We start from the raw sequence: 23,547 nt of genomic DNA, 5'->3' as shown, positions 1-23,547 counted from the left end.
CCCCTCGAGCTCAGTCACACACCGCGCCGCGCGATGCCGAACCCACCAGTCGCGCGTACTTGTGCAGCACACCCCTTGTGTAGCGGGCGGGCAGCGGTTCCCAATCCCGCAGCCTGCGCTGCATCTCCTCGTCGTCGATCAGCAGGTCCAGGGACCGCTCAGCGATGTTGATCGCCACCCGATCGCCGTCTTGCACTATCGCGATGGGACCACCATCGACCGCTTCCGGAGCGACATGGCCCACGCACAGTCCAGTGGTCCCACCTGAAAACCGACCATCGGTGATGAGCAGGACGTCCTTGCCGAGGCCGGCACCCTTGATCGCTCCGGTGATCATCAGCATCTCCCGCATACCGGGCCCACCCTTGGGGCCTTCGTAACGGATGACCACCACATCACCGGCTTGGATGGTCCCGTCCTCCAGAGCGTCCATGGCGGCCTGTTCGCGCTCGAACACGCGAGCCCGACCTTCGAAGTGCTCCACCGGAACACCGGCGTTCTTGACCACAGCGCCGTCCGGGCACAGCGAACCGGACAACACCGTGATGCCCCCGGTCGGCCCGAGGGCGTCCTGAGTGGCGTGCAGGATCTCACCGTCGGGGTCCGGTGGGGCGATGTCCGCCAGATTCTCGGCCACTGTGTGCCCCGTCACCGTGAGGCAGTCACCGTGCAACAGCCCGGCATCGAGCAGCGCCCGCATCACCACGGGCACACCTCCCACCCGGTCGACGTCGCTCATCACATACCGCCCGAACGGTTTGAGGTCGGCCAGCAGCGGCACCTTCGAACCGATGCGGTGGAAGTCCTCCAACTCCAAGGGCACCTCTGCCTCGTGCGCAAGCGCCAGCAGGTGCAATACGGCATTGGTGGAGCCCCCGAACGCCATGAGCACCGTGATCGCATTCTCGAAGGCCTCGCGCGTCATGATCTGACGAGCGGTGATGCCTTGGCGCAGCAGGTCGACGACTGCCTCCCCCGACTTGCGGGCGAAGCCGTCTCGGCGCCGGTCTGTGGCGGGCGGGGCGGCCGACCCCGGCAGGGACATCCCGATGGCCTCGCCGATGCTGGCCATCGTGTTGGCGGTGTACATGCCGCCACAGGCCCCCTCACCGGGGCAGATCGCCCTCTCGATGCGATCGACGTCCTCCCGGGACATCAGTCCCCGCGCACACGCCCCCACGGCCTCGAACGCGTCGATGATCGTGACGTCCCGCTCCGAACCATCGGTCAACGTGACGTGGCCCGGCAGGATGGACCCCGCGTACACGAAGACACTGGCGACGTCCAGGCGGGCTGCCGCCATCAGCATCCCTGGCAGCGACTTGTCGCAGCCCGCGAACGTGACCATGCCGTCCAGCCGTTCAGCTTCCATGACGGTCTCCACCGAGTCAGCGATGATCTCTCGGCTGACCAGCGAGAAATGCATCCCCTCATGACCCATCGAGATGCCATCGGAGACCGAGATGGTGGCGAACTCCAGGGGGTAGCCCCCGGCCGCGTGAACGCCCTCTTTCGCGGCCTGGGCCAGGCGCTGCAGCGACAAGTTGCACGGCGTGATCTCGTTCCACGACGATGCGATGCCGACCTGAGGTTTCGAGAAGTCCTCGTCTCGCATTCCGACCGCCCGCAGCATCCCGCGGGCGGGTGCCCGTTCGAGGCCATCGGTGACCTGACGGGAGCGGGGCTTGATGTCAGGGGTCGGTGTCGTGGGGGACTCAGGCGTCGGTGTCGTGGGGGACTCAGGGGTCGGTGTCATGGAGAACAGCGTATGAGACGAACTGGCATCCGTTCGGCGGCCCACTGCTCGCGGACTGCCGCGGGCAAATCCGCCGGGGAGTGGACCGGCGACCCCCGCTACGCTGGACGTGAGGCCGGAAGCTCCGACCCCGGAGGCAAGGGGTTCACATGTCAGCAGCAACTGCCCACCCGATACGAAGCGACCTGGGCCCACCTGCGGGGTTCTTCGCCAAGGCGAATGTGGCCTGGCAGGTCACAGGCGGCTGCCTGCTGGCCCCCATCCTGCTGACCGTCCTGATCACCGCTCGACTGCAGAACTGGGACATCCCCACCTATGCGTGGCTCCTGTGGCTGCAGTTGCCGATCCTGATGGTGCACGAGTTCGAGGAGTACGTCCTACCCGGCGGGTTCAAGTCGTTCTTCAATCACGACACCGTCTTCGCAGCGGACACTCCCGGGGACAACACCCCCTTGAGCGAGGGCTACGTCTTCTTCGTCAACATCGTCACAGTCTGGGGATGGGCCATCCTCGGCGCACTCCTGGCAGGCATCGCCCCCTGGGTCGGCCTCGGCCTGGTCGTCTTCAACGTCGGCGTCAACTGTGTCCAACACACTGTGCTCTTTCAGATCAGACACGAGGGCTACAACCCAGGACTGATCACCACGATGCTTCTCCTCCTGCCCTTCAGCACGTTCATCGTGATCTACGTCATCCAGAACAGCGTCCTGACGCCGGTCGACTGGGTCCTGGCGGTACTTCTCGGCCTGGGCGTCGTGGCGGGATTCGCAGCGATCACCGGGACCAGGAGGAAGCACGCCACCGACTCGCGCCCGGTGGCAGCGTGACACGGCGACGACAGGATGTGACACTGCAGAGGTGTTGGGTAAGGGGTTCGCAGCCTTGGCGGCTGCACTGATTCTTGCGGTCCTCTCGGCGTGCACCCCAGGTGCGCCCGAATCTCCGACGACGGCGGCGTCGGACCAGGCGGCCCGCCCCGCGCCCACGAAATCCCCCGACGTCCCCAACAGCCTCGCACCCGAACCCGAGGAATCGCAGTCACCGTCGGCCAGCGCCACGGTGGACCCGAACGCCAAGGTCATCTATCTGACGTTCGACGACGGACCCTGGGTGCCGTACACCCAGCAGATCCTCGACGTACTGGCCAAGCACGATGCCACGGCGACGTTCTTCGTGGTCGGCGAGATGGTGGCGCAACACCCCGACTTGATCAAGAAGATCGTCGCTGGGGGCCACGCGATCGGCAACCACACGTGGGACCACTCCGATCTGACCACCCTCAGCGACCCTGCGATCCGCGATCAGTTCAAACGGACCGCGCGAGCAGTCGGTCCCTCCATGGCGGCGTGTATGCGGCCGCCCTACGGATCCACCAACGAACGTGTCCGCGCGGTCACCAAAGACGCCGGCTACAAGACCATCCTGTGGACCGATTGGGCAGTCGACTGGGACCAGCCCCCGATCCCGGAGTTCCTGGGCTATCTCGAGGACGCCACCTACGACAAGTCCAACATCCTGCTCCACGACGGCGGTGGCGACCGCCCCAACACCGTCGAGGCGGTCCGGATCATGCTGCCGCGCTGGATCAAGCGCGGCTTCACGTTCCAGGCGGTCCCACAGTGCCTGGTTCCTCACTCTTCCTGACCTCCTCCTTGCTTCTTTCGGGGTTTCTTGCGTCTTTCGGGGCGTTGAGTCGACAGGAGACCTTGGCCAAACCCGCTGGTCACTTGCCTGGGGGCTGGTCGCTTACCCTGAGGGAATGCTCGAGGAGTTCGACCTCATGGCCGCGGACGGCACCCGACTCACCGCGTGGCGCAACGGCATCCCCGATGGCCCGCCCGTGCTGGTGTGCAACGGTATGGGAGTGCCGCCCGAAGCGTGGCCGCGACTCCTCGCCGATGACTGCCCCTACTCGGTCGCGGGATGGAACCACCGCGGGGCACTGGGCTCCGACCGACCGAGCGACCCTGAACGGATCGACATCACGGACCACGCCGAGGACGCCATCGCATTGATGGATCACATGGGGTGGGATCAGGCTGTGATCGTCGCCTGGTCACTCGGAGTCAACGTGGCGTTCGAGTTGGCCGCGATTCATCCCGACCGGGTCGCCGGGCTGTTGTCCGTGGCCGGGGTGCCGGGCGGGACGTTCGACACACTGTTCGCACCCCAACTGGTGCCGCGCCCGCTGCGAAAGCCGATGGGGATCGGAGTTGCCCGCGCCGGTCGCGCCCTCGGTTCCCCACTCAATCTGCTCGCACGAGTTGTCCCCACCGGCCGCCCTTTCGCGGAGTGGCTGCGCCACACCGGATTCATCCTGCCGTTCGCGAATCCGGAAGACATCTCGGCCTGGGCGAGTTCGATGAAGCAGCAGGACTTCACGTGGTACTTCCAGCTGGCCCTGGCACTGTCGCGCCACGATTACGTGGACCCCTCGTTCATCCAGTGCCCAGTCACGATCGTGTCCGGGGCCATCGACATGCTCACGTCGCAACAGGACGTGCTGCGCTATGCGGAGCAGATCCCGCACGCCGAGGTTCACAGCCTGCCCGGCACCCACTGTCTGCCGCTGGAGTTCCCCGATCGGATCATGGACATGCTCGCCGATGTCATCGTCCGGGCGGAATGGGAACAGGCCGAGAGTCACCCCGTCTCGGCCAGTGCGTGAGGACGCACTTCCGCTCGCCGATAGAGGCGCAATCCTTCGTCTTGGATCCGTCCGTATCGCAGAGTGACCAGGTCGAAGGGGTAGTTCTGCCGCAACCGCCAGGGGCGTCGCGACCCCTGTGACGGGAGGTCACCCTCACTCCGCCGGATGTAGCCGGCTTTGAGTTCCATGATGGGCGAGCGAGGCTCGTCCGCCGGTGGAGCTACGGGCAGAGCCATCACATAGCCATTTCGCTCCATATGCCGCACCAGTCGGCAGAAGTAGTCGGCCACGAGATCGGCCTTCAGTGTCCAGGAGGCGTTGGTGTAACCCACGGTGAACACGAAGTTCGGTACTCCCGAGAGCATCGCTCCCTTGTAGGCCACCCGCTCAGGCAAGTCGACCCGCGCTTCGTCCACGTGCAGCCGGATGCCACCCATGGGTAGCAGCGTCAGCCCCGTGGCCAGCACGACGATGTCGGCCGCCAGCGTGCGTCCGGACGACAATTCGATCCCCGTGTCCCGGACCCGTGTGATGGTGTCCGTGACGATGTCGGCCCTGCCCTCCCGGATCGCTGCGAACAGGTCGCCGTCGGCGGCCAGGCACAGGCGCTGATCCCAAGGCCGGTAGTCGGGGTTCAGATGTGTGTCGAAGTCGAAGCCATGCGGCAGCAGTGGGCGTTGCTGGTCGCGGATGAACCTGCGCACCCCCTCGGGTCGGCGCTGACTCAACTGAAACGACAGTTGCGACCAGAGGATGTTCTTCCACCGCACCATGCCGTAGGCAACTGGCTGCGGCAGGCCGGCCCGCAAACGATCGGCGATCGGATCCTTGGCCGGCATGGGCAGGATGTGCGTCGGGGAGCGCTGCAGCATGGTCACGTGACCGGCCTTCGCAGCCAGAGCCGGCACCAGCGTCACTGCTGTCGCGCCACTACCGACGACGACAACCCGCCTGCCGGTGACGTCGAGATCAGTCGGCCAGTGTTGCGGGTGCACCACGGCGCCTGCGAAGTCACCCAACCCCGGGATGTCCGGGGTGTAGCCGTGGTCGTAGCGGTAGTAGCCCGTGCAGCCGTAGAGGAACCGGCACGTCATGGTCGAACGATGCCCCGTATCCGGATCCTCGATCTCCACGGTCCAAAGCGACTGCGCAGTCGACCAACGGGCTGCCACGACCTTGCTGCGGTAACGGATTCGGCGGTCGACGCCGTACTTGCGTGCGGTCTCGGCGATGTACTCCAGAATCACGGATCCCGATGCGATCGAGTCCGCGTGGGTCCAGGGCTCGAAGGCGTAGCCCAGGGTGTACATGTCCGAATCGGAGCGCACTCCCGGATACCGGAACAGGTCCCAGGTCCCCCCCATCCGATCGCGCGCTTCGAGGATCGCCACGCTGCGAGACGGCATTCGTCGCGCGAGATGGCAGGCAGCCCCGATCCCGCTCAGACCCGCGCCTACGACGATGATGTCGACGTGCTCGGAGCCCACGAGATCATCCTGGCCCAGGCGCGCGTCCGACGCGCGCGATCGGTGCTCTCCGGGGCGGATACTGGCGGCATGGACAGTCCGCGGGTGGCCGTGTTCGGGCCGCATCCCATCCTGACCATCACGGTTGAGACGCGGACCACCGGCGACAGCGACGACATCCACGTACACGCCGGAGGCCAGGGAGTCTGGGTCGCGCGAATGGCCGGGGAACTGGGTGCTGAACCGGTGCTCTGCGGAACCGCTGGAGGCGAGACGGGCACCGTCGTCACAGCTCTTCTGGCCGGACTCCCATTCGAGCAGCGCTTGATCCGAACAACGGCCGCCAGCGGCTGCTATGTCATCGATCGCCGCACCGGTGACCGGCGACCTATCGCAACGGCCTGGAGCACACCCATGTCGCGCCACGAGCTCGACGACCTGTTCTCCACCACCGTGTCCGCAGCCATGGCCGCGGATGTTCTTGTCGTCACCAATCCCCTGCCCGGCGACGCATTGCCAGGGGACTTCTATCGCAATCTGGTCGCCGATGTACGCAGTACCGGCACTCCCGTCCTGGTGGACCTCTCCCCACCTCGACTGGATGCCGCGCTCCCCGGCCAGCCCGATCTGGTGAAGTTGAACGACTGGGAGCTGGCGCAGTTCGTTACTGGCCCCGTCGGCGAACCGCAAGAACGCAGTGCTGCAGTTGATCGCCTCCGAGTGCACGGCGCGCGATCGGTGATCGTCACACGCGGCGGCCGACCCGCCTACGCCACCGCCAACGACGGCCACACGGTCCAGTTGGTGCCGCCCCGATTCGACCACGGTTCACCTGAGGGCTGCGGGGATTCGATGATGGGGGGCATCGCGGCTTCTTGGGCTGCCGGCCAGCCTTGGCTCACCACTTTGACGGTGGGCATGGCCGCGGGAGCCGCGAATTTCCTGCGGCACGGGTTGGGCACCGGCATGCGCACGATGGTCGAGCAGTTGATCCCCCAGATCACGATCAACCGGCAGTAGCGCCGTCCTTCGCCGGCGGTGGTATCCCCTCGGGCGGGTACGGGGACGCGACCTCCTTGCCGGCGATCATGGCCGCCGGTGCGACGTCGCGGACCCACGGGAGGAACTGGCCCGGGGGATCGATACGACCCAGAACCTGGAGGCCTTCCGCAATGGCCACCTCGCGCCCCACCCGGGGATGGTGAGCATCGCTGCTCAGCACATGGATCAGTCCGGCGCGAGCGAGGATCGCCATGCCGCGACTGGCGGGTGGTTCGCACATCGTCGCCGCGGTCGCCTGGATGAGAGCGCCCTCGCGCACGAGCCGGGCGAGGCGTTCGAGCATGTCCACTCCGAGATGACGCTCGGGGTGGGCGATCAGCGAATGGAAGCCTCTCCGGCGCAGCGTGACGACCGCATGGTCCAGCGAGTCACTGAGCGGTCCCGGTTTCGGCTCCAGAAGGATCCAGCGACCCCCTCCGCCCAGGGACACGACTCGCAGTTCGGCGTCGGACAAGTGCTCGACGATCGTCTCGGCGACCTCCCCCCCACTGATGATGTGCGCGGCTCCCCCCGCTTGGGCGATTGCCTCATTGAGAACTGCAATGCGGTCAGGGAGCTCGTGGATCCGGACGTCGTGATCGTGTCGGATGTGCGGGGTGGCACAGATGGTGTGAATCCCGTCGCGGTCCGCCTGTGCCGCCATCTCGACGCTGTGGCGCATGTCCGTAGGGCCGTCGTCCAACCCGGGCAAGATGTGACAGTGGAGGTCGATCACCCCACCATTGAACCCGTTTCACGGGCAGACCACCGGGGACATAGAGTTCCGCCATGCACGTTGCACCACGTCGACTGGGTTCCTGGGGGTTCGAGGTCGGTGGGATCGCCCTGGGCTGCATGTCGATGACGGGGGTCTACGACGTCAAGCAACGAAACGATGATCGATCGGTTGCCGCGATCCAGCGGGCGCTGGACTTGGGCATGACCCTGGTCGACACCGCCGATTCCTATGGCCCCGCCACCAACGAACTCCTGGTCGGCCGGGCCACTGCGAGCCGCCCCGAGGCTATTCTGTCCACGAAGGTGGGGCTCGTGGGGCGCTCCGACGGGGCCTTGCTGCGCAACGGCCGCCCTGAGCACATCACCAGTGCGGCCACCGAATCGCTGCGACGTCTGGGCGCTGACCGCATCGACCTCTATTCGCTGCACACCATCGACCCGGATGTCCCGTTGTCGGAAACGTGGGGGGCGATGGCAGACCTCGTCACTGCGGGCACAGTGCGCTCCCTCGGAGTCGTGACCGACGACATCCGCGTGGTGAGTTTCCTGCAACAGCGCTTTCCGGTGACTGCCGTCTTCGCTGAGTTCTCGTTGTGGAACCAGCGCTCCCGTCGACTGGTCGACTGGTGCGGTGCTCGGGCCATCAGTGTGCTGGCCACCAGCCCGCTCGGCCGCGGAGTCCTGACCGGGACGATCCCTTCATCGCGGCGCTTCGACTGGACCGATCTGCGCTCCAAGCTGCCGGAGTTCACGACGGAGTCGATGGCGCAGGCCGGCCATCAGGTGGCAGCCGCGAAGGCGGTGGCGCGTCGCCATCGGGCGACCGCGAGCCAGGTATCCCTCGCCTGGGTCCTTGCGCAGGGCGATCACATCATCCCCGTCGCCGGCACCCGACAGCCGGAGCACGTGGAGGAGAATGCCCGCGCGGGGGAACTCTCCTTGAGCGACCTCGACCTGCGTCAACTCGCCGGCGAGGATGTCAGCGCCGAACTGCTGTAGCGGGTGGTGTTGCGCCGCGGCCCTGATGCACTGGTCCTCGGCTCAGTCCAGGATCCCGATCTCGCTCATGAACAAGATGATCGCGGCGATGGCGGGCTCTCGGGCGAAGGGATTCTTGAGTTTTGTGGATCCCAAGGTCGCGTACCAGGGGAACGTGTCGTAGGACAGGTCCCAGTGATTGGCGCGGAACTTCGCGAGGTGTGGCGCGAACGGCAACGGTGGCTTCGTTTGGTCCTGGGTGAGTTGCATGTCGTTCTCGAGGTCGTACTTCGCCAGGTCGAAAGTGCCCTGGACCTGGAACCAGGGAACCTCGAAGATCGTGGTGGCCCCGCTGAAATAGAACATCGGGATACCCAGATCCATGAGGAGTTGCTGGTTCTTCTCGAGGAAGTCATCTCGGTACCACGTCGTGAGTGACTGCAGAGCTCCTTTGAAGTCGTACTCGTCCAGTCGGCGATCGACTCGTTCGATCTGGATGATCGGCGCCATCCGCAGGAGCAACTTGCCCACCGTTCCGGACATCGTCTTGACCGCGTCGTACTCAGGAAGGTCCTTGATCTGGTTGTAGATGTCGTTCGCGGCGTACGAGCCCCGCACCGCTCCTGCCCAGGCCGCGAATCCCCTGATCCGGGGGGCCAAGTCGGGGCGCCGGGCGAGAAGGGTCAGGATGTCGGGCGAGCCTTTCGAGTAGCCGATCAGGAACACGCCTCCCTGCGGCGGTGTCGGATCGTCATCAGCCGTGATGAATCCGCCTTCCACATCCGTGCGAACGCCGATACCTCTCTCGATCGCGTTCTCGAGATCCTTCACGTTCGACTCGGTCGATGCCATGGGATGGGCGTCGACGGCGATCACCCGGATCCCGAACCTCGACTGGATCTGCGGCCAGACCGACTGGAACGCGAGTACCGGTAGCAGCCCGGTGAGCAGCCCCGGCGCGAACACGATCGTGGTGTTGCCCAGTGGCCCCGGCTGGGCAGGTGGTAGTTCGGCCGCGACCTCGTCGGCAGCGATGGTCTTGACCATGCGCTGGGCCAGCTTCTGCCGGACGGTGCGCTTGTCCACCATGCTCAGGGGGAAGGGGGCCTGCGAGTTCTTCACGGTCCTGGCGTCGGATACGGCCTCTTGCAGGAAGATGTCGCGATAGCGCCGGCCCAGCCACTCGTTGATCACGGGGTCCGAGATGGCCGCGACGGGGTCGGCCTTCACGGCATCGCGCACTTCGCGAATCACGGTGAGGTAGTCCTCGTTCGCGAGTGCGTCCCTGATGACGGTGGTGTCCAGATCTGCGGCCATGGGAACCTCCTGGGTCTGCGCAGTCCGACCTTGCCAGTTCACCGCCCTCGATGGGCACTCCTGAGCTTCTTGCCTTCCCGAGCGCGGGCGGCAGTTGTCACCCGACCGGGCGCCAGTCAGGCACCCTCCCACTCGGGCCGTGTCTTCTCAGTGACCTAGTCGGTCCATCAGCAACTCGCGCACGCGGGCGGCATCGGCCTGCCCCCGGGTTGCCTTCATGACAGCACCGATGATGGCACCGGCTGCCTGGACTTTGCCGTCCTTGATCTTGGCGACGGCATCGGCGTTGGCGGCAATCGCCTCATCGATGGCGACGAGCAGCGCGCCGTCGTCGGAGACCAGTTCGAGACCGCGCGCGGTCACGACGTCATCGGGAGACCCTTCGCCTGCCACCATCCCCTCGAAGACCTGGCGGGCCAACTTGTCGTTGAGTGATCCGGAAGCGACGAGTTCCTCCACCCGAGCCACATCGGCGGGAGCCACCCCCAACTCCCCCAGATCCACGGACTGCTCGCGCGCCAGTCGGGACAACTCACCCAGCCACCACTTGCGGGCACCTGCTTGGTCGGCTCCGGCGGCCACCGTCTGTTCGACGAGATCGAGTGCCCCCGCGTTGATGACCGAGTCCATGTCGAAGTCGGAAATCCCCCAGGCCTGCTGGAGTCGGGTCCGCCGCACCGCGGGCAGCTCGGGCAGCGTCGCCCGCAACTGCTCGACCCATGCGGGGTCGGGGGCCACGGGCAGCAGGTCAGGTTCCGGGAAGTAGCGGTAGTCCTCGGCCTCCTCTTTGGAACGCCCGGAGGTGGTCGTACCGGTGTCCTCGTGGAAGTGGCGGGTTTCCTGGACGATCCGGTCACCGGAATCGAGGACCACCGCCTGACGCCGGATTTCGAAAGTGACCGCCCGCTCCACGGAGCGCAGCGAGTTGACGTTCTTGGTCTCGGTGCGGGTCCCCCACGGGGCGCCCGCCGGTGCGAGGGATACGTTGGCATCGCAGCGCAGTGAGCCTTCCTCCATCCGGACGTCGGAGACGCCCAGAGATCGCATGATGTCGCGCAGGGTAGTCACGTAGGCGCGGGCCACGGCGGGAGCCAGGGCCCCGGTTCCCGTGACAGGTTTCGTGACGATCTCGACCAGCGGTATCCCCGCCCGGTTGTAGTCGACGAGGCTGTAGTCGGCTCCGTGGATGCGGCCCGTTTCACCACCCGTGTGCGTGAGTTTGCCGGTGTCCTCCTCCATGTGGACCCGTTCGATCTCGACTCGGACGGTCGTGATGCCGTCGTCGGTCGGGACTGCGACGTCGAGATAGCCATCGGTGCACAACGGTTCGTCGTACTGACTGATCTGGTAGTCCTTCGGCATGTCCGGATAGAAGTAGTTCTTGCGGGCGAACCGACACCACGCGGCGATGGTGCAGTTGAGGGCCAATCCCATCCGGATGGTCGACTCGATCGCGGCCTGGTTCACGACCGGCATGGAGCCCGGCAAGCCCAAGCACACCGGGCAGACCTGCGTGTTGGCGATCGCCCCGAAAGCGGTGGGACAGCCGCAGAACATCTTGGACGCGGTACCCAGTTCGACATGGACTTCCAGTCCGATGACTGGCTCGTACCGGCTCACAGCATCGTCGTAGTCTGCCAGCGTCTCCCCTGCCGTGCTCACAGTCCCACCTTCTCGAGCAGTCGGTACCCCCACTTGTCCTCGAGCGCCTCCTCGAGGACCATCCCCACGCCGTACAACCTGTCGTCGCAGTGGTGCGGCGCCATGATCTGCATTCCCACGGGGAGACCGTCCTCGTCAGCCAATCCGATCGGCAGCGACATGGCGGCGTTGCCGGCCAGGTTGACCGGGATCGTGGCGATGTCGTTGAGATACATGGCCAGCGGATCGTCCAGTTTCTCGCCGAGGGGGAACGCCGTCGTCGGGCAGGTCGGGGAGATCAGGACGTGACAGTCCGCGAAGGCCGCATCGAAATCCCGCTGGACGAGTGTGCGCACTTTCTGGGCTTGACCGTAGTAGGCGTCGTAGTAGCCGGACGACAATGCGTACGTCCCCAGCATGATGCGGCGCTTGACCTCGTCCCCGAATCCGGCCGCTCGGGTCTCCGCCATGACCTGTTCCACGCCCGCCCGGCCGTCGTCACCGACTCGCAGTCCGTACCGCATTCCGTCGAATCGGGCGAGATTGCTCGACGCCTCACTCGGCAGGATCAGGTAGTAGGCCCCCAGCGCGTAGCGGAAGTTGGGGCACGAGACCTCGACGACATCGGCCCCCAGCCCGCTGAGGATGTCGACGGCCTCGGCGAACCGATTGCGCACTCCCTGCTGGTAACCCTCACCGCCGAGTTCCTTGACGAGTCCGATGCGCATGCCACGGACATCGCCCTCGCGGGCGGCTCGGACGAGATCGGGCAGTGGGCGGTCGTTCGAGGTGGAGTCGAGAGGGTCATGCCCCCCGATGACCTGGTGCAGCATCGCGGCGCCGATGACCTGCCGCGCGCACGGGCCGGCCTGATCCAGTGAACTGGCCAACGCCACCAGGCCGTAACGGGACACCCCGCCATAGGTGGGCTTGACCCCCACAGTGCCTGTGACAGCAGCCGGTTGCCGGATGGATCCGCCGGTATCGGTCCCGATCGCGAGCGGGGCCTCGAAGGCCGCGAGCGCGGCCGCGGAGCCGCCTCCGGACCCACCGGGGATGCGCGTGGTGTCCCAGGGGTTGCGGGTCGGCCCGTAGGCGGAATGCTCGGTGGACGAGCCCATGGCGAACTCGTCCATGTTGGTCTTGCCCAGGATCGGCATGTGGGCGGCGCGTAGCCGCGCCACGACAGTGGCGTCGTAGGGCGGGTGCCACCCCTCGAGAATGCGGGAACCCACCGTCGTGGGTACCCCCTTCATCGCGAGGACGTCCTTCAACGCGATGGGAATGCCGGCCAGGAGTGGCAGGTCCGCCCCCCGCGACCGCAATCGGTCGGCCTCGGCGGCGGTGGCCAACGCACCCTCGGCATCGACGTGCAGGAATGCATGGATCTCGCCGTCGACCTCGGCGATCCGGTTCAAGTGAGCCTGCGTGAGTTCGACGGAGGACAGGTTGCCTGCGGCCAACTCCTCGATGAGCTCGACGGCGGCGCTGCGGGTGATATCGATGCTCATGCCGGCTCCTCGTCCAGGATGCGGGGCACCCGGAAGCGACCGTCCTCAGCGGCTGGCGCCTGCGCGAGTACTTCGTCGCGGTCCAGGCACGGTCGGTTGACATCCTCGCGGAAGACATTCGTCATGGGCACCGGGTGTGAGGTCGCGGGCACGTCGTCGGCCGCGACCTCCCCGACCATGGCCACCGCGTCGAGGATTGCGTCCAACTGCTCGGCATAGTGGGTGAGGGCGTCATCGGGCAGATCGAGACGGGCGAGCCGAGCCAGATGGGCGACCTCGTCGCGGGTGATGGCGGACATGTGCCAATCGTAGGGGTCACCCGTCTGCCCTGACCCGCGGGAGGGCGGTGCACAATGGCCGAATGCGTCACGACGAACAGACCCATCGCACCCTCGACGGCGCCGCCGTCTACTGGCAGCAGTGGCTGCCCGACGATGATCCGACCGCGGTGGTGTGCCTGATCCACGGCCTCGGAGAACACTCGGGACGCTACGAGCACGTCGCCCGTCGACTCACGAACGAGGGGATGGCTGTGTTCGCCATCGATCTGCGAGGGCATGGCCACTCCGGGGGCGCTCGCGGCGACCTGCGCGTCGACGACGCCATGACGGACATCGCCGACCTGATCGATTTCGCCCACGACGAGTTCCCTGGACTGCCCGTCTTCCTCTACGGCCACAGCCTCGGTGGCCTGTTGTCGATGACCTACGTGGTGCGGCATCAGCCGGAGATCACCGGCGTCGTCGCGTCAGCGCCGGCGCTGGATTCCACCCTGCGCGAGCAGCGGGTGAAGTTCTTCGTCGCCAACATGCTCGGTGGAATGGTCCCGGGCGTGACGATTCCCACGGGGCTGGACCCTGAAGGCGTCAGCCGGGATCCGGAGGTCGTCAAGGCGTACCTGGCGGATCCACTGGTGCACGACCAGGGGTCGCTGGGACTCGCCAAGCAAACCTTCGACGCCATGGACGCGATGATGGAGCAGACATCGTTCCCGCGGCCGTTGCTCATCATCCACGGGCTCGCGGACAGTCTCACCGTGCCGCAGGCCAGCAAGACGTTCACCGAGCAGGTCACGGGAGATGTGACGTTGCTCGAGTACGAGGACATGTTCCACGAGCCGCACAACGAGCCTGAGCGCGACGACGTGATCGACGAGATCCTCGCGTGGATGCAACCGCGGATCTGACCAGCGCGGCGGAGTGTTCACCACACCGCGGGGGCACTCGAATGGTGGCGCGCAGTAGCCGTTTGATCCCAGGTCAAGGGCCGGACCGCAGCAGGACGGCGACATCGACCATGACCGGCACGTCCGCCGCGAGCCACTGCACCGAGTGCAACTCATCTGCCGCGAGCCAGCGAAACGCGTCGTGGTCGATCAATTGCGGCTGCCCCTTCTCCAATGTGGCGATGTAGGGCTGCCAGACGCCGGATCCACCGATCATGGGCAGTTCGCCGCCCAGCGGTCCATGCAAGTGCACCTCGACCGCCAACTCCTCTGCGATCTCGCGGTGCAGGGCCTCCTCGTCGGATTCCCCGGCTTCGACCTTGCCTCCGGGGAACTCCCACCGTCCCGCCAGTGCGGCCGGACCGGTGCGGCGACACGCAAGTACCCGAGGTGTCCCCGTCTGATCTCGCCGCACGATGACGGCCGCCACCACGCGCATCAGCCCTGCCAGCGCCCGGCGAGCAACTCGATGAAGGCCGCCTCATCGAGAACGGGGCGGCCGAGTTCGACGGCCTTGTCGTGTTTGCTGCCGGGATTGTCGCCCATGATGACGTAGTCGGTCTTCCTGGACACCGAGCCCGAGACCTTGCCACCCCGGGCCAGAACCGACTCCTTGGCGCTGTCGCGGCTGAACTGCGTCAGAGTCCCCGTGATGACAACGGTGAGGCCGGCCATGGTCTGCGGCAGTTGCTCACCCCGCGCATCGGCGAGGCTGACACCGGCAGCGCGCCACTTGGCCACGACCTCTCGATGCCAATCCTCCGCGAACCACTCTTCGACCGCCTCGGCGATGATGGGTCCGACACCTTCGGTCGCCGCCAACTCGTCGATTGTCGCGGCCTCGATGGCGTCGATCGAGCCGAACTCCGCCGCCAGAGCACGCGCCGCGGTCGGACCTACATGGCGGATGGACAACGCGACCAGGACCCGCCACAAGGGGCGTTCCCGCGCGGCGGTCAACTGACTCAGGAAAGCCTCGGCGTTGGCGGTCAACTCGGTGCCGCCGGCTCGGGTGAAGAACGGGCAGGTCGCCAGCTGCTCCGCGGACAACGCGAACACGTCACCCTCGTCGTGCACCAGGCCGCAGTCGAGCAGCGCCACTGCCGCTTTCCATCCCAGACCTTCGATGTCCATGGCGCCCCGCGAGCCGACATGGAACACCCGTTCCCGCAGTTGTGAAGGGCACGAACGCACATTCGGGCATCGCAGGTCGACGTCAGTCTCCTTCTCGCGAGCCAGAGCCGTGCCACAGGAAGGGCAATGTGTGGGCATGATGAAGGGTCGTTCGGTGCCATCCCGCTCTTCGACCACCGGACCCAGGACTTCCGGAATCACATCGCCCGCCTTGCGCAGGAACACCATGTCGCCGATGAGCACACCTTTGCGCGCGACCTCGTCGGCGTTGTGCAGCGTTGCCATCGACACGGTCGACCCGGCGACCTTGGCGGGTGCCATGACCGCGAACGGCGTCACGCGCCCGGTGCGCCCGACGTTGACAGAGATATCCAGGAGTCGGGTGCGGACAACTTCGGGTGGGTACTTGAAGGCGATGGCCCAGCGCGGCGCCCGAGAGGTGGCTCCCAACCTGCCTTGGACGGCGATGTCGTCGACCTTGACCACCACTCCGTCGATCTCGTGGTCGAGTTCGTGGCGGCGCTGCCCATACCCTTCGATGAACTCCAGAAGAGCCGGCTGCGTCTCGATGACCTGCGCCGTGGTGGCCGTGGGCAGCCCCCACGCTGCCATGGCGGCATACGCCGCGGACTGCCGTCGGGGCCTCCAGCCCTCCGTGCGCCCCACACCGTGGACTGTGAGACGTAGCCGCCCGAGTCGCACGACCGAGCGGTCCAGGTCAGCCTCTAGGCGCGCCACCTTGGCGGCATGGCGCGGGCCGGAACCCCGAAGTGCCGCGGCGAGTTCTTCTTCGCGGCGATCGACTCGTTGCCGCAGCGAACCCGCGGCCGCGTTACGCGCATTGGCGAACGGAGTGCGCCCGGCGGCCAGCATCTCGTCGTTCATACCGGTGAAGGCAGCGGTGTCGAAGAACACCTCGCCACGGACTTCGAGTAGCTCCGGGATGTCCGGCCCGGAACCCCCGGCAAGGGCGACGGGGATCGAGGGGATGAACCTGGCGTTGTAGGTGACGTCCTCTCCCACCCGCCCGTCGCCGCGCGTGGCGACACTCACGAGCCGGCCGCTGCGGTAGACCAGATCCACGGCGAGCCCGTCGATCTTGAGTTCACACAACAGGGGCGGGAACTCCCCGAGGTCGGTAACCACGCGGGTCAGCCAGGCCTGTAGCTCTTCGGTGCTGAACGCGTTGTCCAGACTGAGCATCCGCTCCAGGTGCGTGACGGGAGCGAACATCCCGGCACGCTCTCCACCGACCGTCTGGGACGGGGAATCCCCGGTGACCAGTTCCGGATGCTGCTGTTCGATGTCGAGGAGTTCGCGATAGAAGGCGTCGTAGTCGGCGTCGGCGAGGGTGGGGTGATCTTCGCCGTAATACTGCTGGCGGGCCGCGTTGATCACATCCACCAGTTCAGCCCAGCGCCGCGCGGGATCCCTGCTCATCGCCCGACCCTATCTTCGGTGACCGTCATCTTCGGTGAGCGTCATCTTCGGTGAGCGTCACAGTCCGTCCACAGCGCGTCGATGCAGTTCGGTGGCATCGGCCAAGGCCGACCGGGATCGGGACGCAGTAACTCCCGCCAGTCCACAGGCGGGGCTGAACCCCACCCTCACCAGATCGGACGCCGGCAGCCCCGTGCGGCTCCACCAGTCCCTCACGGACTTCCACAGGGCATCGACACCGATATCGAACCGGGTGGGCACCACACCTGCCAGGAGACCGATCCCGGACTCCCAGGTCTGCGCCAGGGCGTCGATGGTGTCGGACGCACCCGGCTGTCGGTCCGGACCGCGGGGCGAACAGTCATAAGAAATCGCAGAGAACCCGGCCAAACGCGCAACACCGAAGGGGAACGTGTCGCAGCAGTGCAGGATCGTCGTCACGTCGTGGGCGCGCAGAGCACGGCGCAGGGTGGCCGACACCTCGGATTCCGGAACCGCTGCCAGGCGGCCGAGTCCACTGCGGGTGGGGATCCGCCCCGAGAGAATCGCAGGGACGGTGGGTTCATCGCACTGCAGGACCAGGCGGCGATGGGGAAGCCTGCGACGCACATCCGCGAAGTGCGCGATCGCTGCTGCGGCCCAGGCGTCCGACAGATCTGCCATAAACCCTGCGTCCCGTACCAGCCGGCGACCAGAAGTGTCTTCCACCCCCGCGGCCCAGGTCCACGGTCCACAGATCTGGATCTTGAAGTCACCTGAGGAGTCGGCGAATACCTGTTCGGCACGGTCGAGGTCCTCCCCCAACCACGATCGAGCCCGACGCATCTCCGGAGTGCGACCACCCGTACGCTGCCAACCAGTCGGCACGGTCTGCAGCCCGAAGTCGGGCGCCACCTCGACCAGCAGTGCCGCTGTGCGCCCGATCATGTCGGCGCCGGCGCCGCGAGCGGGCAACTCGACCAGGTGCGGTAAGTCCGGCAACTCCCCGGCCACCACCGCGACAGCTTCGGACACGGAGGTGCCCGGCATCGATCCGATCCCGGTGGCGCTCATCATCGAAATGCCGTCTCCAGCGCATTGGCGGCCTCGGCGGCGCAATCGGGGTCGGCCGTGGGCCGTTCGCGGGCGGCGCGACCACCGCTGAAACCGAAGATGAGCGGAGCCCCCGTGAGTTCCGTCAACGGGTACCACTCGGCCCAGCGCTGATCGGGCGCTGACACGATCTGAAGGACTTGGGCATCCGGCCACCACACCTCGCCATAGCGCAGGAACACCTTCTCCAGATTCCCGGTGATCAACCCGTCCAGAGCAGCCGAGACGGCGGGAGGCAGCTGGACCCGGGGCGTACCGGTCTGCAACAAGGACAACGGAACCGCCACCACTACGGCATCCGCCGTCACCGGCCCCGAGTCCGTCTCCAACTGCATCTCGGTACCGAAGCTCACCTGACGAACCGCGGTTGCGGTTCGCACCTGCAGACCGGCCGCGAGCGACTGCGGGACCGCCGCGAATCCACCCCGGACCAGTGAGTCTCCGCCACGGTAGTAGTCGCCCTCCCACAGCGCCTGAGCCCCGAGCCGGTCGGGCTCCACCCCGAACTCCATCGTCACGTCGCTCAACTCGACGAGGTGCTGCTCCGGCGTCCGCGGCTGCCAACCCTGGCCCGCCAAGGCAGCCGCAACGGAGTCAGCGGGATCCGGGCGCGAGTTCCCGATGGCACGCATGGCGCGCCAGATTTCCTCATCGGCGCGCGCCACCTCGGCACCGGCCCGCGCCGATGACGGGTAGACGTGCGCCGAGAAGTCATCGAAGTTCGTGGGCTGCAGACCCAGCCCCGCCTGCTTGACCAGTCGGACGAGGGCATTGCCCGTCACTCCGTGGATCCACGCCGCTCCGAGTTCCGCGGGGACCCCGAGGGAGTAGTCCGTCCACACCCTGCCCCCCACCCGGTCGCGGGCTTCGAGCACCTCGACCTGCCAGCCGGTGTCCTGCAGACGGCGGGCCGCACCGAGGCCGGCCATACCGGCTCCGATCACGGCCACCCGGCCGACACCTTCCGCGGTGGCATTCAGCAGTTGCGCGGCGCGGTAGCCGGACCCCAGCGCTCCGTGCACCGTGGCGGGGAAGTCGGTCGCGGTGTACTCCCCCGCGAGCACCAACCGACCATCGAGCACTGTGTCGGCGAGCGTCTGACGAACGCGCCACGACGACCCGACGGCAAGTGCGGAATACGAGCCCAGCGCCCAGGGATCGGTGTCCCACCGGGTGACCACCGATCCGTCCCAAGCAGCCTGTTCCGGTTCGGTGCGCGCGCAGCCCGTCACCACCGCGGCCGACCCCGCCAGCACCCCCAGGAAGTGCCGTCGGGTCAGGCCGACTCGACCGGTGTCTTGACCCATTTGCCGCCGTTCTCCCAGTAATGCCGGATCTCCTCGAGCTCACGGCCCTTGGTCTCGGGCGCCAACTTGAAGACGAAGATCCAGGCCAACACTGCCATGATCGCGAAGAACCCGAACGAGACGGCCCCCCCGACCCGTTCCATAGCGGACAGGAAGAAGTTGGCGATGATCCAGTTCGCGACCAGGTCCGCTGTCAGCATGGCACTGGACCCGTAGGCACGCAGCCGCGCCGGGAACGCCTCACTGGAATAGACCCACACCAGGGCCCCGAATCCGAAGACGAACCCGATGTTGATGAACGCGATGCCCAGGAAGCCCAGTACTTTCTGCCACGACTCGTAGGTGTCACCCTGCACGGTGGCGAACGTGATGACCATCAGGATCTGGGCGCCGATCATGATGGCGATGCCGGTGAGGAGGATGGGGCGGCGTCCCCACCGATCCACTGTGCGCATGGAGATGAGCACGGCGATCAACGCGATGAACTGGATCCCGACGTTCAACAGCAGTTTCTGTTGGTCGGACTCGATGCCCAGGGCACCGAAGATCTTGGGACCGTAGGTGACGGTGGCATTGATCCCGGTGATCTGGATGAAGAACCCGAGTCCCAGGACGAACACGGTGGCGCGCAGGTAGGGCTTGCGCAGCATCTCTCCGATCGCTCCGCCGGACTCATCGCTGATGGCGGCAGCCATCTCGTCCAACTCGTGTTCGATATCCGCGTCGGGGTCGGTGACGGTAAGGGATTTGCGTGCCTCTTCGCGTCGGTTGCGCAGCATGTACCAGCGGGCGGTCTCCGGCAGACGCACGAGGAACGGCAGCAGGATCACGGCCGGAACGGCAGCGATCCCGAGCATCAGCCGCCAGTTGTACTGGTCGTTGACATCCGACAACAGCGCAGCGACCAGGTAGCCGATGATGATGCCGATGACGGTGCTGACCTGGTAGGCGACCAACGTCGCCCCTCGGATCCTGGCCGGCACCGACTCCGCGACGAACACCGGGACCGCCACCAACGAGATACCGATGGTCAGACCGAGCAGGACCCGGGCGACCCACAAAGAGGTTATGTCCCAGGCAAAAGCACTCAGCAGGCAGAACACGATGTAGCCGCTGGCGACGACGATCATCGACAACTTGCGTCCGATGCGGTTGGCGACCCAGCCGCCGATCAGCGCTCCGACGATCTCTCCGATGACGATGGCGGCGACGACCGACTCCACCGCTGTCGTGTCGAGCCCCAGATCCTGCTGGAAGTACAGCTGCGCTCCACCGATGTTGGACTGGTCGTAGCCATAGATGATCCCCAAGGTGGCGGCGGTGACGGCCACCATGATCGCGGTGCGTGGGATTCGCTGGGTATCGGCTGATGGGGATGCGGCGCTCACGATGGCACCATCCTTCCTGCCTTCCGGCCTTCCGGCCTTCCGAGCCTTCCGGGCCTTCCGGTCCCTGGCTGGTTGCCTTCGGCGCTGGCTGGTCGCCTTCGGCCCTGGCTGGTCGCCTTCCTGGCCTGCTAGTTGTCGTCAGCGTGCTTACTGGCGACAATTCGACGATGGCAGCAAGGGGCCCGGCGTGTCCTGAGGACCACACATCCGACAGGGCACATCCGACAGGGCACATCCGACAGGCGATAGGGCCCCGGGAGACCTGGCTGAGGTCATCCGGGTGAGGTCATCCGGCTGAGGTCATCCGGGTGAGGTCATCCCGGGCATTCAGAGAGATCCGAGGAGGTTAGGGTCGGACTGTGTCGGTGCTGATGCTCGCGAACTCCGTCCTGACGGACGTGGTGTTGCCGGGGGCGCACTCGGTGCCGATGGAGGATCGGGTCGGGGACATCATCGCCTCCAAGCCGGCTCTGCCGGAATGGTCGACCTACGCGGCTGTCGCGTTCGGCGGACTGGCGGGAGCGGCATTCGCCGCCCGGCGAGGATTCGACGTCATCGGGGTGCTCGGACTGGCGATCGCACAGGGCATGGGCGGATTGATGTTGAGCGCCATCCTGCTGCAGACAGGTACGCCCGAGGTCCTGCTCGACGGCCGCTATCTGCTGATCGTCACGGTGGCGGCCGCCGTCGGATTCTTCTTCGCCGGGCTCATCGCCCGCGCCGTCCAGTCGGCCATCTTGTTGGATGCGCTGAGCCTGGGACTCCTGTGTGCTGTCGGCACGAACGCCGCCCTACGGACGGGCTTGAGCGACATCCCCGCCATCTTCATCGGAGTGATGACCGCCGTCGGAGGGATGATCCTGCGAGACATCCTGGCCGGCCGAGCACCCGAGGTACTGCGCCCGGGCATCTTCATCGCATTCGCGCCCTGATCGGTGCGGTGGTGTTCGTCCTGCTCGTGAACATCGGGGCCACTCGTGCGTTCGCCCAATTCGCCACGCTGTTCGTGGTCACGGCCATCCGGTTCCTGTCTGTGCGGTTCAACTGGGCGACCCGGGAGCCGAAGGACCTCAGCAATCGGGTCTGGCGCCTCTGGGGGCGCAAGGGCACCGTCACCGCACCGCTGGATCCGGTGACAACCAACGTGAACCGGATCGACTGACGTGGCTGCCGAGATTCTGGCGCTGCCCAGCGTCGTCGAGGTCGCCGCTGTCACGGGAGGAGCGATCTCCGGTGCGCTGCACGCCAGCAAACGTCGGATGGACCTGATGGGACTGACCCTCGTGGCCGTGTGTACCGGTGTCGGCGGCGGCGCCATCCGCGACGTCGTCCTGGGGCAATCGGTCCCCGTATTCCTGATCCAGAACTTCATCCTGATGGCCTTTGTGGGGGCAGTCGCCGGGTACTTCTTCGGCCATCTCGTGGCGGAGCTGGAGCCGGCCATCTACGTGCTGGACACTCTCTTGATCGGCGCCTGGGTGGTAATCGGGGCGCAGAAGGCGCTGGTGCTGGACCTGCCCTACAGCGCAGCGGTCTTCTTGGGTCTGACCACGGCCATCGGTGGCGGCCTGCTGCGCGATGTTCTCTGCCGCAATGTCCCCACAGCGCTCATGCCGGGGCAGTGGGTGGCCGCCGCGGCCATCGTCGCCGCCCTTCTCTATGTCACGGTCGACGCCGCGACCGGTTCCATCCCTCTGGCTGAGGTGACGGCGATCGTCGGTGCCACCGCGTTACGCGCCCTGTCGGCCCGGTTCGGTTGGATCACTCCCGACGCGGTCGATGCCTCGAGTCGGTTCCGGCACTGGCTGCGGTTCAACCGCCGGGCACCGGCGCCTAGAGCGTAGTGACCCGCCTGTCGGGTACCAGCCACGGGTGTCGCGTGCCCCGGTGGTCCTGCTCAGGTCGGTCCCACCACCTGAGGCCGGCCCCTCCGCATTGGGTCAGCCGTGGTGCCCGGACTCGTGGTCCTGATGCTCGGGCGGCTCCAGTTGCAGGGTCGAATGCTCCACCCCGTACTTGTCGCGCAACAGCGCCTGCAACTCATCCAGCACTTGCGATCCGCAGCCTCCGCGGAACGGATCCTGCGTGACCGTCACGTGACTGGACATGGCCACGAGCCCGCTGGTGATGGTCCACACGTGCATGTCGTGCAGCGCCGTGACTCCCGGGACGGCCAACATGTCCGCCCGCATCTGGTCCAGGTCCAACTCCCGGGGCGCGTTCTCCATCAGGACCCCGAATGCCTCCCGCAACAGGAGCAAGGTTCGGGGGATCATGAACAACGCGATCGCGACCGACACCACGACATCGGCGCGGTCGAAACCGGTGACCAGGACGACGACACCGGCGAGGACCACGCCCACCGATCCCAAGGTGTCCGAAAGGACCTCGAGATAGGCCCCTTTGACTGCCAGCGACTCGCCGCTGCCGCGGCGCAGCAGCATCAGGGAGATTCCGTTCACCGCGACGCCGTACAAGGCCGCCAAGATCATGACCCCGGGCCGCACCGATTCCGGACTCTCCCACCGCTGCACTGCCTCGAACAGGATGTAGCCCGACAGGGCCAACAGGAGCAGCCCGTTGGCGATCGTCGCGATGATCTCGAGTCGGTATAGCCCGTACGTTCGGTGGGGTTTGGTACGCCGCGCCGCCACCGTGATCGCGGCTATCGCCAGCCCGATACCGGCGACATCAGTCAGCGTGTGAGCGGCGTCGGCCAACAGCGCCAGGGAGTTGGACCAGAAAGCGCCGACCACCTGGACGACCACGATGGACAGCCCCAGGAACAGGGCCCGGACCAGTTGCGGGCGGTTCTGCATCCCCGCGGAATGGGTGTGACCCATCGGACCTCCTCCCCACGCTG

The 23,547-nt window shown here is 66.4% G+C and carries 22 protein-coding genes; 9 read left to right on the top strand and 13 right to left on the bottom strand.

Annotation, left to right across the window (positions count from 1 at the left end; genetic code table 11):
* Window positions 1-10 precede the first annotated feature (10 nt).
* Window positions 11-1,756, bottom strand: coding sequence for a dihydroxy-acid dehydratase (ilvD, locus tag V9E98_08545; GenBank protein ID MEI2717030.1), 1,746 nt, complete (start codon window positions 1,754-1,756; stop codon window positions 11-13).
* Window positions 1,757-1,905: 149 nt separating this feature from the next.
* On the opposite strand from ilvD, the gene V9E98_08540 reads away from it, so the two are divergent.
* The 3 genes from V9E98_08540 (at window position 1,906) to V9E98_08530 (ending at window position 4,424) form a co-directional block, all read left to right on the top strand.
* Complete coding sequence (locus V9E98_08540; protein ID MEI2717029.1) at window positions 1,906-2,583, top strand: HXXEE domain-containing protein; 678 nt, start codon at window positions 1,906-1,908, stop codon at window positions 2,581-2,583.
* A 31-nt stretch (window positions 2,584-2,614) separates the two neighbouring features.
* Complete coding sequence (locus V9E98_08535; GenBank protein ID MEI2717028.1) at window positions 2,615-3,400, top strand: polysaccharide deacetylase family protein; 786 nt, start codon at window positions 2,615-2,617, stop codon at window positions 3,398-3,400.
* A gap of 115 nt (window positions 3,401-3,515) precedes the next feature.
* Entirely contained in the window at window positions 3,516-4,424 is a 909-nt protein-coding gene (locus V9E98_08530) for an alpha/beta hydrolase (protein MEI2717027.1), read from the top strand.
* On the opposite strand, the gene V9E98_08525 is transcribed toward V9E98_08530, so the two are convergent.
* Complete coding sequence (locus V9E98_08525; protein ID MEI2717026.1) at window positions 4,400-5,893, bottom strand: NAD(P)/FAD-dependent oxidoreductase; 1,494 nt, start codon at window positions 5,891-5,893, stop codon at window positions 4,400-4,402. The genes V9E98_08530 and V9E98_08525 overlap by 25 nt on opposite strands.
* On the opposite strand from V9E98_08525, the gene V9E98_08520 reads away from it, so the two are divergent.
* Window positions 5,825-6,892 carry a PfkB family carbohydrate kinase gene (locus tag V9E98_08520; protein ID MEI2717025.1) on the top strand — a complete coding sequence of 356 codons (1,068 nt, stop codon included), beginning with the start codon at window positions 5,825-5,827 and terminating at the stop codon, window positions 6,890-6,892. The genes V9E98_08525 and V9E98_08520 overlap by 69 nt on opposite strands.
* Here the strand turns inward: V9E98_08520 and V9E98_08515 are convergent.
* Window positions 6,879-7,649, bottom strand: a complete 771-nt coding sequence (locus V9E98_08515) for a CpsB/CapC family capsule biosynthesis tyrosine phosphatase (protein ID MEI2717024.1) — start codon at window positions 7,647-7,649, stop codon at window positions 6,879-6,881. The genes V9E98_08520 and V9E98_08515 overlap by 14 nt on opposite strands.
* Window positions 7,650-7,702: 53 nt before the next feature.
* Here V9E98_08515 and V9E98_08510 point away from each other — a divergent pair, with 53 nt between their 5' ends.
* Entirely contained in the window at window positions 7,703-8,650 is a 948-nt protein-coding gene (locus V9E98_08510) for an aldo/keto reductase (protein ID MEI2717023.1), read from the top strand.
* Between the two features lie 42 nt (window positions 8,651-8,692).
* Here V9E98_08510 and V9E98_08505 read toward each other — a convergent pair whose 3' ends face one another.
* From V9E98_08505 to gatC, 4 genes are all read right to left on the bottom strand, one after another.
* The gene (locus tag V9E98_08505; GenBank protein MEI2717022.1) at window positions 8,693-9,946 is read right to left on the bottom strand and encodes a hypothetical protein; all 1,254 of its coding nucleotides are present in this window, start codon (window positions 9,944-9,946) and stop codon (window positions 8,693-8,695) included.
* Between the two features lie 147 nt (window positions 9,947-10,093).
* A complete protein-coding gene (gatB, locus tag V9E98_08500) occupies window positions 10,094-11,608 on the bottom strand; it encodes an Asp-tRNA(Asn)/Glu-tRNA(Gln) amidotransferase subunit GatB (GenBank protein ID MEI2717021.1) in 1,515 nt (504 codons plus the stop codon).
* Window positions 11,605-13,098: an Asp-tRNA(Asn)/Glu-tRNA(Gln) amidotransferase subunit GatA gene (gene gatA, locus V9E98_08495; GenBank protein ID MEI2717020.1), complete on the bottom strand. Its 1,494-nt coding sequence runs from the start codon at window positions 13,096-13,098 to the stop codon at window positions 11,605-11,607. The genes gatB and gatA overlap by 4 nt, the downstream gene beginning before the upstream one ends.
* The gene (gatC, locus tag V9E98_08490; GenBank protein MEI2717019.1) at window positions 13,095-13,397 is read right to left on the bottom strand and encodes an Asp-tRNA(Asn)/Glu-tRNA(Gln) amidotransferase subunit GatC; all 303 of its coding nucleotides are present in this window, start codon (window positions 13,395-13,397) and stop codon (window positions 13,095-13,097) included. The genes gatA and gatC overlap by 4 nt, the downstream gene beginning before the upstream one ends.
* A gap of 62 nt (window positions 13,398-13,459) precedes the next feature.
* Between gatC and V9E98_08485 the strand changes: the two genes are divergently transcribed.
* Window positions 13,460-14,284 carry a lysophospholipase gene (locus tag V9E98_08485; GenBank protein ID MEI2717018.1) on the top strand — a complete coding sequence of 275 codons (825 nt, stop codon included), beginning with the start codon at window positions 13,460-13,462 and terminating at the stop codon, window positions 14,282-14,284.
* A gap of 73 nt (window positions 14,285-14,357) precedes the next feature.
* On the opposite strand, the gene V9E98_08480 is transcribed toward V9E98_08485, so the two are convergent.
* From V9E98_08480 to V9E98_08460, 5 genes are read right to left on the bottom strand one after another with little or no spacing between them, the layout of a single operon-like run.
* Window positions 14,358-14,762, bottom strand: coding sequence for a (deoxy)nucleoside triphosphate pyrophosphohydrolase (locus V9E98_08480; GenBank protein ID MEI2717017.1), 405 nt, complete (start codon window positions 14,760-14,762; stop codon window positions 14,358-14,360).
* Window positions 14,762-16,897 carry an NAD-dependent DNA ligase LigA gene (gene ligA / locus V9E98_08475; GenBank protein MEI2717016.1) on the bottom strand — a complete coding sequence of 712 codons (2,136 nt, stop codon included), beginning with the start codon at window positions 16,895-16,897 and terminating at the stop codon, window positions 14,762-14,764. The genes V9E98_08480 and ligA overlap by 1 nt, the downstream gene beginning before the upstream one ends.
* A 57-nt stretch (window positions 16,898-16,954) precedes the next feature.
* The gene (locus V9E98_08470) at window positions 16,955-17,950 is read right to left on the bottom strand and encodes a methionine synthase (protein MEI2717015.1); all 996 of its coding nucleotides are present in this window, start codon (window positions 17,948-17,950) and stop codon (window positions 16,955-16,957) included.
* On the bottom strand, window positions 17,950-19,296 hold the full coding sequence (locus V9E98_08465; protein ID MEI2717014.1) for an FAD-dependent oxidoreductase: 1,347 nt from the start codon (window positions 19,294-19,296) through the stop codon (window positions 17,950-17,952). Before V9E98_08465 ends, V9E98_08470 begins: the two co-directional genes overlap by 1 nt.
* Window positions 19,266-20,684 (bottom strand): sugar porter family MFS transporter, encoded by a 1,419-nt coding sequence (locus tag V9E98_08460; protein MEI2717013.1) that lies wholly within the window; start codon window positions 20,682-20,684, stop codon window positions 19,266-19,268. Before V9E98_08460 ends, V9E98_08465 begins: the two co-directional genes overlap by 31 nt.
* A 359-nt stretch (window positions 20,685-21,043) precedes the next feature.
* On the opposite strand from V9E98_08460, the gene V9E98_08455 reads away from it, so the two are divergent.
* From V9E98_08455 to V9E98_08445, 3 genes are read left to right on the top strand one after another with little or no spacing between them, the layout of a single operon-like run.
* The gene (locus tag V9E98_08455) at window positions 21,044-21,616 is read left to right on the top strand and encodes a TRIC cation channel family protein (GenBank protein ID MEI2717012.1); all 573 of its coding nucleotides are present in this window, start codon (window positions 21,044-21,046) and stop codon (window positions 21,614-21,616) included.
* Between the two features lie 11 nt (window positions 21,617-21,627).
* The gene (locus V9E98_08450) at window positions 21,628-21,846 is read left to right on the top strand and encodes a hypothetical protein (GenBank protein MEI2717011.1); all 219 of its coding nucleotides are present in this window, start codon (window positions 21,628-21,630) and stop codon (window positions 21,844-21,846) included.
* 1 nt (window position 21,847) lies between these two features.
* The gene (locus V9E98_08445) at window positions 21,848-22,528 is read left to right on the top strand and encodes a TRIC cation channel family protein (GenBank protein ID MEI2717010.1); all 681 of its coding nucleotides are present in this window, start codon (window positions 21,848-21,850) and stop codon (window positions 22,526-22,528) included.
* Window positions 22,529-22,624: 96 nt separating this feature from the next.
* On the opposite strand, the gene V9E98_08440 is transcribed toward V9E98_08445, so the two are convergent.
* On the bottom strand, window positions 22,625-23,527 hold the full coding sequence (locus tag V9E98_08440; protein ID MEI2717009.1) for a cation diffusion facilitator family transporter: 903 nt from the start codon (window positions 23,525-23,527) through the stop codon (window positions 22,625-22,627).
* Between the last annotated feature and the right edge of the window lie 20 nt (window positions 23,528-23,547).

It is taken from the genome of Candidatus Nanopelagicales bacterium (genome assembly GCA_037045355.1).
Taxonomy (GTDB): Bacteria; Actinomycetota; Actinomycetes; order S36-B12.
Note: the sequence above shows the minus strand (reverse complement) of the source record. Positions and strands in the feature narration are given on the sequence as shown.

Coding starts and splice junctions, on each gene's coding strand:
- gatC (MEI2717019.1), bottom strand. CDS start 13,397: ATGTCCGCCATCACCCGCGACGAGGTCGCCCATCTGGCTCGGCTCGCC.
- V9E98_08530 (MEI2717027.1), top strand. CDS start 3,516: ATGCTCGAGGAGTTCGACCTCATGGCCGCGGACGGCACCCGACTCACC.
- ilvD (MEI2717030.1), bottom strand. CDS start 1,756: ATGACACCGACCCCTGAGTCCCCCACGACACCGACGCCTGAGTCCCCC.
- V9E98_08485 (MEI2717018.1), top strand. CDS start 13,460: ATGCGTCACGACGAACAGACCCATCGCACCCTCGACGGCGCCGCCGTC.
- V9E98_08540 (MEI2717029.1), top strand. CDS start 1,906: ATGTCAGCAGCAACTGCCCACCCGATACGAAGCGACCTGGGCCCACCT.
- V9E98_08510 (MEI2717023.1), top strand. CDS start 7,703: ATGCACGTTGCACCACGTCGACTGGGTTCCTGGGGGTTCGAGGTCGGT.
- V9E98_08440 (MEI2717009.1), bottom strand. CDS start 23,527: ATGGGTCACACCCATTCCGCGGGGATGCAGAACCGCCCGCAACTGGTC.
- ligA (MEI2717016.1), bottom strand. CDS start 16,897: ATGAGCAGGGATCCCGCGCGGCGCTGGGCTGAACTGGTGGATGTGATC.
- V9E98_08465 (MEI2717014.1), bottom strand. CDS start 19,296: ATGGGTCAAGACACCGGTCGAGTCGGCCTGACCCGACGGCACTTCCTG.
- V9E98_08480 (MEI2717017.1), bottom strand. CDS start 14,762: ATGCGCGTGGTGGCGGCCGTCATCGTGCGGCGAGATCAGACGGGGACA.
- V9E98_08505 (MEI2717022.1), bottom strand. CDS start 9,946: ATGGCCGCAGATCTGGACACCACCGTCATCAGGGACGCACTCGCGAAC.
- gatA (MEI2717020.1), bottom strand. CDS start 13,098: ATGAGCATCGATATCACCCGCAGCGCCGCCGTCGAGCTCATCGAGGAG.
- V9E98_08470 (MEI2717015.1), bottom strand. CDS start 17,950: ATGAGCGCCACCGGGATCGGATCGATGCCGGGCACCTCCGTGTCCGAA.
- V9E98_08520 (MEI2717025.1), top strand. CDS start 5,825: ATGGCAGGCAGCCCCGATCCCGCTCAGACCCGCGCCTACGACGATGAT.